Source organism: Paenibacillus sp. EKM206P (assembly GCF_011066155.1).
Taxonomy (GTDB): Bacteria; Bacillota; Bacilli; order Paenibacillales; family Paenibacillaceae; genus Paenibacillus; species Paenibacillus polymyxa_D.
In genome coordinates, this window is record NZ_JAAMNQ010000049.1 from 1 (window position 1) to 1571 (window position 1571).

At 48.6% G+C, this 1571-nt stretch carries 1 protein-coding gene; it reads left to right on the top strand.

Going from position 1 to position 1571, the window contains the following annotated elements; genetic code table 11:
* Nucleotides 1–1571 (top strand): condensation domain-containing protein (locus G9G53_RS25585; protein ID WP_238796313.1); only part of this gene is annotated, 1571 nt, incomplete at both ends.

A 1571-nucleotide genomic window follows, 5' to 3' on the forward strand; every position in this document is an offset into this window, starting at 1 on the left:
CCTTCCTTGACCTTGCAGCCTGAAATTAGCTTTAACTATTTGGGACAGTTTGATCAGGACTTGGAAAATGGGGATATCAGGCTGTCTTCGCATCCAGGTGGAGAGCCGATGAGTGACCATACTGTACTGGAGCATCCTTTGAATGTGAACGGCATGATTACAGCGGGCGCGCTGACACTGGAGATTCGCTATGACAGCCAAGTATATCATCAGCAAAATGTAGAAAACTTTGCGCAGTTGCTGCAGGAAAGCTTGCAGGAAGTGATCGCGCATTGTGCCTCCCAAGAGCGGAGCGAACTAACCCCAAGCGATGTCTTGTTCAAAGGCTTGTCGTTGGAACAACTGGAGCAATTGACGGAGCAAACGGCTTCTGTGGGCGAACTGGAAAATGTGTATGCTCTTTCGCCAATGCAGAAGGGGATGCTGTTCCATAGCTTGATGGAGCCAGACTCAGCTGCATACTTCCAGCAAGCATCGTTTGATCAAAAAGGCAGCTTTGATGTTGCTATTTTCCGTAAGAGCCTGGATCTGCTGACACAGCGTCATGAAGCACTGCGGACGAATTTCCATCGGTTTGAGACAGGGCACAGTCAGGAGCCATTGCAGATCGTGTTCCGTCACAAAGATAGCGACCTTTCCTTCCAGGATATACGCGAAATGCCGAAAGCGGAGCAACAGGCCTATATCCAGGCGTTTAAGCAGGAAGACCAAGCTAGAGGTTTTAATCTGGGTACGGATGCGCTCATGCGCGTACAGGTATTGCAAACCGATGAAGAAACGTATCACTTGGTCTGGAGCTTCCATCACATTGTCATGGATGGCTGGTGCTTATCGCTTGTTACAGGCGAAGTGTTTGGTACGTACTTTGCACTGCTGGAGCAGAAGCAGCCGGAGCTTGCTCCTGTTACATCATATGGTCAATATATTGAATGGCTGGAGCGTCAGGATGAACGTGCGGCAAAAGAGTATTGGAGCAGCTATTTGGCGGGCTTTGAACAGCAGACGTTGTTACCTGGATCGGATACCGCATCAAAAGACCACGTGGCGGACAGCAGGGATCATACGGTGTCCACTACAGCAAGTGAAACCAGCGAATATATTTCTGGAAAAATAACGGTAGATCTGGATTCAACGCGGAGCGAAGCCATGTATCGGATTGCAAAGCAGCAGCAGGTCACGATTAATACACTGATGCAGAGCGTGTGGGGCCTTATTTTGCAGAAATATAACAACAATGAGGATGTTGTATTCGGCAGTGTCGTATCTGGACGTCCGACGGATATTGCGGGTGTAGAGCATATGATCGGTCTGTTCATTAATACGATCCCGGTTCGGATTCAAAGTAAACGGAATGCCACGTTTGTGGACATCATGCGGAAAACGCAGGAGCAAGCGTTGGCTTCGGGGGTATATGACAGCTTCCCGCTATATGAAATTCAGGCGCTGACCGAGCAGAAGCAAAATCTGATTAACCACATTATGGTATTTGAGAACTATCCGGTTGAGGAGCAAGTCGAGCAGTTGGGTGAAGTTCGTCCATCCGCTTTTGAAATTACGAATGTAGAGGTTGT